General features: G+C 61.4%; 5 protein-coding genes and 1 pseudogene. 3 read left to right on the top strand and 3 right to left on the bottom strand.

The features are described from left to right. Positions 1-114: 114 nt before the first annotated feature. The 3 genes and pseudogenes from AB0O97_RS17125 to AB0O97_RS17115 form a co-directional block, all read right to left on the bottom strand. Positions 115-1,640: pseudogene (locus tag AB0O97_RS17125) on the bottom strand (APC family permease). Beyond that, positions 1,637-2,533 (bottom strand): universal stress protein, encoded by an 897-nt coding sequence (locus AB0O97_RS17120; protein WP_363884260.1) that lies wholly within the window; start codon positions 2,531-2,533, stop codon positions 1,637-1,639. The pseudogene AB0O97_RS17125 and the gene AB0O97_RS17120 overlap by 4 nt, the downstream one beginning before the upstream one ends. An 80-nt stretch (positions 2,534-2,613) precedes the next feature. After that, complete coding sequence (locus AB0O97_RS17115; protein ID WP_363884258.1) at positions 2,614-4,056, bottom strand: FAD-dependent oxidoreductase; 1,443 nt, start codon at positions 4,054-4,056, stop codon at positions 2,614-2,616. A 129-nt stretch (positions 4,057-4,185) separates the two neighbouring features. On the opposite strand from AB0O97_RS17115, the gene AB0O97_RS17110 reads away from it, so the two are divergent. From AB0O97_RS17110 to AB0O97_RS17100, 3 genes are all read left to right on the top strand, one after another. Further along, entirely contained in the window at positions 4,186-4,878 is a 693-nt protein-coding gene (locus AB0O97_RS17110; protein ID WP_363884257.1) for a TetR/AcrR family transcriptional regulator, read from the top strand. Positions 4,879-5,066: 188 nt separating this feature from the next. Then, on the top strand, positions 5,067-5,489 hold the full coding sequence (locus tag AB0O97_RS17105) for a hypothetical protein (protein ID WP_363884255.1): 423 nt from the start codon (positions 5,067-5,069) through the stop codon (positions 5,487-5,489). A 161-nt stretch (positions 5,490-5,650) separates the two neighbouring features. Further along, a complete protein-coding gene (locus tag AB0O97_RS17100) occupies positions 5,651-7,048 on the top strand; it encodes an FAD-binding oxidoreductase (RefSeq protein ID WP_363884253.1) in 1,398 nt (465 codons plus the stop codon). The last annotated feature ends 25 nt before the right edge of the window (positions 7,049-7,073 follow it).

The raw sequence follows: 7,073 nt of genomic DNA, 5'->3' as shown, positions 1-7,073 counted from the left end.
GGATTATCACTCTTCAAAACCCCGGCCCCCACACCGTTCCCGCAATTTGCCACCTGGTCTACCTGTGGCAAATTGCGGGAACGGCGGCATTTTTCGTGGGGTAGGGCCGTTGAGTTACGGGTTGTACGGCTGGCTGGCCCGGCTGAGGACCTGGCCCTTGAAGAACTCCGGGTGGCGCCAATTCATAATCAGCATCAAGACTGCGCCCAACAGAATCACGCCGGCACCGAGGATAAACACCAGACCGAGGCCGGCAATATTGGAGCCCGATCCGTAGTCGGGATCCATGGAGTCGTAAGCGGTCTTGAAGAACATGACCAATAAGATGACTCCGCCCACCAACGGCGCCAAGAACTTGAACAGGAGCTCCGGATTCCGTGGAACGCTTCTGCACGGAAATACCACACGCAGGCCAGTGCAGTGATGCCGTAGTAGAAGCAGATCATCATGCCCAAGGCCGTGATGGTGTCCCACAGAGCATTCTCTGAGAGTGTGCGGGTAATAACATAGAAGGCCGCCGCAGCAATGGCCGCCGCAATGGTGGCGTAGCTAGGCGACTTGTAGGTGGGGCTGATCTTGCCAAAGCTCTTGGGCAACGCCTTGTAGTGCCCCATGGACAGCAACGTTCTGGCCGGGGATACAAACGTTGACTGCAACGACGCTGCGGACGAACTCAAGATGGCCAACGACATCAGAATCGCGAAGGGCCCCATAACCGGTCCAGCCAGAACAGCGAAGATGCTGCCCTGGTTTTCCGGGTTGCCTGCGCCCAGCCCCTCCGTGCCAATGCCCGCGAACGCCAGCGTGGCCAAAGAAACTGTCATGTAAATGACCATGATCACCACCACCGTGACGGTGGCCGCCCGGCCCGGTGTCTTTTCCGGGTTCTTGGTTTCCTCATTCATGGTCAGGGTGACATCCCAGCCCCAGAAAATAAAGATCGACAAGGAAACACCAGCAGCAAACTGCGAGAAAGACTCCACGGCGAAGGGGTTAAACCAATCGGCCTGGATAGCTGTGGCGTCAAAGGCCGTGCCGTTAGCCACATGGGCGAATGCGGCAATAGCAAACCACCCCAACACCAACAGTTGGAATGCCACCAAAACGTACTGGAACGTCTTAGTAGTTTCCATGCCGCGGTAGGAAATCCAGCAGGCACCGGCAATGAAGACCAAGGTTGTGGCGATATTCAGCGGGAGCACGGTGGTTAGATCGGCTAAGGAATCGTTGCTGAAGACTTGGGCCAGCATCAGGTAGAAGAAGTCCACCGCCACGGCCGCCAGGTTGGACAGCACAATGATGGTTGCTGCGATCAAGCCCCAACCGCCCATCCAACCAAGCCACGGCCCAAAGGCGCGCGATGCCCATGTGAAGGAGGTCCCGGCGTCGGGCATGGCATTGTTCAGTTCTCGGTAGCCCAGCGCCACGAGCAGCATCGGGATGAATCCGACCAGGAAGATGGCCGGCAGGTGCACGCCCACCTCGGACACCGTGGGGCCTAGTGCGGCCGTCAAGGTATAGGCCGGCGCGATGCAGGAAACGCCAATCACGACGGCGCCAATCAACCCTACCGATCCGGCTTTCAGGCCCTTCTCGCTCAGCCCGGTAGTGGTTTTTGTGGCAGTTTCTCGGTTACTCATAACGTGGCCTCTTCGTCTGAAAGTGCGAAGTCGCGCGGGACCACGATCATGGGGACCGGCAGTGCGCGCAGGATGCGGTTGGCGGTGGCGCCTAAGAAGATCGATTTGTTCTGGGCCAGCCGGCTGGAGCCAATCATCAACAGCTCCCCGTCCTCCCAGTCGAGCCGGTCCACGGCGTCCTCAATACTCCGCCCGGTGCCAACAACAATCTCGGGTTTGAGTGTTTCCAGCTCTCCGGGCTCCAGATCCTGACTGGCTTCGGCAACGCCGCGCAGGTGGGCCCGGGCGTCATCCACAGAAGCGCCAGGCTCGCTGGCCCCGGGGCCGTCATTGCCAAGGGCCACGAGGGAAACCAGCCGCAAGGGCAGGCCCCGGCGTTTGGCCATTGCGACGCTAACGGTGAGGACTTCTTCAGCCCCGCTGCGAGTGCCCAGTGCGCAGGTCAGGCGTGTGATGGGTTCAATACGGCTGTAACCCGACGGGGCAAGCGCCACCGGAATCATCGAAGCGTGCAGCAAAGAGCTGGCAACCGAACCGATGGAGAACCGCTTGAACAGCCCAGTGCTGCTGGCCCCAATGACCAACAGACCAGCTCCCAACTCTTGCGCTGCAGCAATGAGCGCTTCAGCCTCGGATTCGCCGCGCTGGATGTGAGCCTGAGCTGGGACGTCGTCCGGGATCAGGGCCAAACCCTCCTCTACCCACTGCGAGATCTGTTGGGACATGATGTCGCCGATACCTGAAACCGGCGGGTACGCCCCGTTGTAGGGAGAGTCTTGGGGCATCACCATGACCAGATCCAAGGCGGCACCCTGCCGGCGGGCCAAGGCGACGGCCAGGTTGACGGCATCGCCGCCACGGGCGTTGGCCGTATATCCAACTACATACCGCATAAGGGTCCTCCTCAGGACTTCGTTGTCGCTAAGAGATACAGCTCAGAGATGTCGCTAATTAGTGCTGGTGAACCGGTGTGCTAGGCCAGTTCTTTAATCAGGGCGGCGGCGGTGAACTGTCCCATGCGGACGGCACCGTCCACGTGTTGGTAGCCCTCGGCGGCCAAATCCGAGCAGGACCAATGAATCGGGCCTACGGGGGTGAGCTGATCCGGGCCGTAGCGGTGCAGGCCGCCCAGATCGTAACTGGCCGCATAGGCACCACGGGTCCACTCTTCCGAACCCCAATCGGATTCGTAGTAGACCACCGGTTCCCCAGCGCCATCGCCGAGGAACTCCGCAAGGGACGCGGTAATTTCCTTCTTCCGCTGCTCCGGCGAAAGCGTGAAAGCGTAGTCGGCCTTTTCATCGGAAACGAAGCCAACCAGCGTGCCGCGGGGGTCCTGGTGGTTTGTGTTGTCGTAGACCTCCTGAACCAACGAGGAGGCACTAAAGCCGGTGCCGGACAGCCCGTCTTTCCGCCAGAACGGGGTTTCATAGACCGCATGAACCTTGATGACCAAACCCAAGGATTGGTGCTGATGCATCTGGTGCTGGCGCCGCGGCAGCGGCGGATCGAAGGAGACCCGGCTGTAGAGGTTGGGCGGAACGGCCATGATCACACGCTTGGCGGTGACGGTAGCGCCGTCGGAAGTCACGGTGGCGAGGTATCCGCCGTCGTTCTTCTCCCAACGGACGGTCCGGGCCGGGGAATTGAGGATGACATCGGCACCGAGCTCGGCGGCGATCGCGAGGGATACGCCCTGCATGCCGCCCACCACGCGCTTATCGAGAATGAAGTTGTCGTCGACGAGGTTGCTGAAGGAGCCGGCGGAGGACGCCATGAAGACCGCCTGCAAAGCCGAGAAGGCGTGGGCGGGTTTGGTCAGCATGCCGCCGGCGATGAACAGGCCGATGTTATTGCAGGCCTCCTCATCGTTACTCTGGGTCCGCAGCCAGTGATGAAAGGAGATGATGTCCAGCTCGCGGGCCTGCGGATGGTCCCAGGGTTTGGCCGGATCCATCGCGGCGGCGAGTTCATCCAAGACGGCGATGAGCTTGTTCATTTGCTCCTCGGTGCCGGCGCTGACGGGGAACATTTCACCTGTGTAGCGCGTGCGCGTGCCGTCGGGGGCGATATACACACTGTCGCCGTCGCGGTAGCGCGAGTAGGTGTCCAGGCCAAGTTCCTCGAGCAGTCCAATCAGTGCCGTCTGGTCCGGAGAGACCCACTGGCCGCCAATTTCCAGCCAGGCGCCGTCGATCGTGTTGGACCAGGTGCGTCCACCCACTCGGTCGCGGGCTTCCAGGACGGCCACACTCAGGCCCGCCTTTTTCAGTTCATGCGCGGCGGTCAGGCCTGATGGTCCGGCGCCGATGATAACGACGTCTCGCTCGATCCTGACGGGATTGTCTGCCGATGTCATTGCTTCCCTCTCCTGCAAAACTTCAGTGATGCCCTTCACTAAATGAATGGCGTTCATTTAGAATAGACTGTAACGGACGTCACTGCTGCCGTAAAGGGGCTGGCCAAAGAAAATAAGAAAACTGCGCCTAGGTGCCTGAAGAAGTTGCGCGAGGAGATTGCGTAAGGATAAGGACGGGGATTTACCTTGGTTGAGACCGCAGATCTGCATCATCAAGCACGACGCCGGGCGGGCCGCCCCCCGCAGGCATTGCTGAGTTCTGCGAGGATCACCAAGGCTGCCCTGAAGCTGATCAGCCACGACGGTTATAAGGGTTTGACCATGGCAGCCCTGGCCAAATCGTTGCATGTGGCGCCATCAGCCCTTTACAACCATGTGCGTTCAAAGCAGGACGTATTGCTGCTCGTGGAGGATCACCTCATGGGCCGCGTGGATGTTTCCGCGTTCAGATCCGAGCCATGGGAATCCGCGGTGGCCAGTTGGGCGCGGTCCTATCGGGATGTTTTCGCCGCGCATTTGCCGCTGATCCCCGTTATTGCGCTACTGCCGGTCACCAATGCACCGGCCACCATCACCATGTATGAGGCCGTGACACAAGGCTTTCTTGCTGCCGGCTGGCAGCGTGAATCCATCATTGACGCCATCGTGGCCTTGGAATCATTCATTTACGGATCTGCCTACGACGTCACCGCACCGGATGACATTTTCGACGTCGGATCCCTCGCCTCGGAGGCACCCCACTTCAGCGACGCCGTGCAGCACAGGGGGCTGGGCCCTTCGCCCGCAACGGGCCGGGCCAATGACGCCGACGCCGCGTTCGCGCTGGGACTCAAAGCAATGATCGCCGGACTAGCAGCAACGTTGGGGCCCAGCGCCTGACTACTCTCTGCACAGCTGTTCGTCTTATCGGATGTGCCGCTCAGTCCTCCGCGTGCGTGGCACCCAGCGGGTCCCGGAGACGCGCCGAAATATCGCCAAACGTGCACACCCCTAGCCAATAGGCACGTGCCCGCCATAGTGTGAAAGCTGAAAACACTGCAACTTTTTCATGAACTCAGGAGCACCCTATGGGATTCAGCATCAGCAACGCCGCACTACGACTGGTTTCCGGAGCGTTCATCCTCAACTCCGGTATTGGCAAGCTCAAACTCGCACCCGAACACGCCGCGGGCTTGCAGTCAGCGGCGGAACGGGTCATTCCCCAAGTGAGCAGCTGGACCCCGGCAGAATTTGGCAGCCGGCTCGCTTACTCCGAGATCGCCGTGGGCGCAGTCGTCTTGGCCCCGTTCGTACCGAGCCGTCTGGCCGGGCTGGCGCTCGGAGCATTCTCCGGCGGACTCGTGGCCACCTATCTGAAGTCCCCCGGGATGACCGAGGACGACGGCATCCGCCCCACCGCCGCCGGGACAGCAATGGCCAAAGATTTTTGGCTGGCCGGAATCGCCGTGGCGCTCCTATTCCACCGCAAAAAGCGGCCGATGGCAGGCTGAGCCGGGATCCGGCGTCGGACTTCAGTGGTGAACTTCAGCGGTGGACTTCAGCGTGAACTTCAGTACGGGCCCTAGCCAGATCAGACCAACGGTGACAGGCTTGGAAACAGGCCGTCTGGGGGCCTGACGCATTGTGCGGCGGCCTTCATTGAAAGGGCATCATGGATTCGCCTCAAGCGCCGGAACCCGCCACCGTCCACACCATCGATTTTGGCGCATTGAGCCGCAATCTGGCCGGTACGCTCTATGAGCCGGGCGCCCCCGTGTACGACGACTTAGCCACGCCATGGAATCTTGCCGTGCAAACCTCTCCGGCCGCCGTGGTGGAAGCCGCCAACGCCGCAGACGTGGTTGAATGCGTGAAATTTGCGGCCGCAAACTCACTCCCCGTCGCCGTCCAGGCAACCGGACACGGCATTGCCAGCAACCTCGATGGCGCCCTGCTCATCCACACCCGGTTGCTAGACGCCTGCACCCTCAACAGCGACAGCAACACGGCGCAGATTGGTGCAGGAGTCACGTGGGCGACCGTCCTCGCCCAGGGCGCAGACCTCGGCCTGATCGGTTTATGCGGCTCGGCGCCCGGAGTTGGCGTGGCTGGCTATACGAGCGGCGGCGGCATCGGCCCCATGGTGCGATCCTTCGGCGCGGCCTCCGACAAAGTGCGCTCCTTCGATGTGGTCACCGGCGACGGCGAATTGCGCCATGCCACGGCACAATCGGAGCCCGATCTTTTCTGGGGTCTGCGCGGCGGCAAAGGCTCCCTTGGCATCATCACGGGTATGGAATTCGAACTCCTCGAACTCCCCGTCATCTACGCTGGCGCCCTGTTTTTCGACACGGCCCACGTCGAAAACGTGCTCCGCATCTGGGCCCAATGGTGCCCCACTCTCCCCCACACGGCCACCACCTCCGTAGCCATGATGCAATTGCCGCCCATGCCCGGCGTGCCCGAACCACTCGCGGGCAGGTTCACCATCGCCGTGCGGTACGTCTTCGTCGGAACAGCGGACGACGGCGCCACCTGGCTTGCGCCGATGCGCTCGGCTGGGGTGTTACTTATGGATGCCGTCGGGCCCATGCCTTCCTCCATGATCGGGTTGGTCCACTCCGATCCTGAAGATTCCATGCCCGCTGCGGAGAGATCCACGCTGCTAGCTGACTTCCCCCGTGAGGCCGTCGAGACACTGTTGGAGGCTGCTGGACCCGACAGCTCCTCCCCGCAACTGATGGTTGAGATCAGGCAACTTGGTGGGGTCCTGCCTCAGCTGCCGGAGACACCAAGCGCGCTGTGTCACCGGGAAGCCGGGTTCGGGCTGCACTCGGTCGCTGTTGGTCCACCTCCGGAGCTGCCAGCCTTTGGCGCGCACGCGGAGGCGATGATCCAAAACATGGCTCCCTGGGCATATGGAGGAAGTCTCGCCAACTTCGCAACTGGCAACGGAGCTGGCGCATTTGCGGAAAGCTACACGCCTTCTGTCCTGGCGAAACTATCCACCCTGGCCCGGCACTTTGACCCAGAGAACGTCTTCAGATTGGGTCAGGTCCCGGCCCGGTAGGCTCATAAGCGCCCCACCGGCCAGC

Source organism: Specibacter sp. NPDC078692 (assembly GCF_040686835.1).
Lineage (GTDB): Bacteria > Actinomycetota > Actinomycetes > Actinomycetales > Micrococcaceae > Specibacter.
Note: the sequence above shows the minus strand (reverse complement) of the source record. Positions and strands in the feature narration are given on the sequence as shown.

Bases quoted from the DNA above. Each gene is read 5' to 3' on its own strand.
- AB0O97_RS17105 (WP_363884255.1), top strand. From the start codon at position 5,067: ATGGGATTCAGCATCAGCAACGCCGCACTACGACTGGTTTCCGGAGCG.
- AB0O97_RS17120 (WP_363884260.1), bottom strand. From the start codon at position 2,533: ATGCGGTATGTAGTTGGATATACGGCCAACGCCCGTGGCGGCGATGCC.
- AB0O97_RS17100 (WP_363884253.1), top strand. From the start codon at position 5,651: ATGGATTCGCCTCAAGCGCCGGAACCCGCCACCGTCCACACCATCGAT.
- AB0O97_RS17115 (WP_363884258.1), bottom strand. From the start codon at position 4,056: ATGAACGCCATTCATTTAGTGAAGGGCATCACTGAAGTTTTGCAGGAG.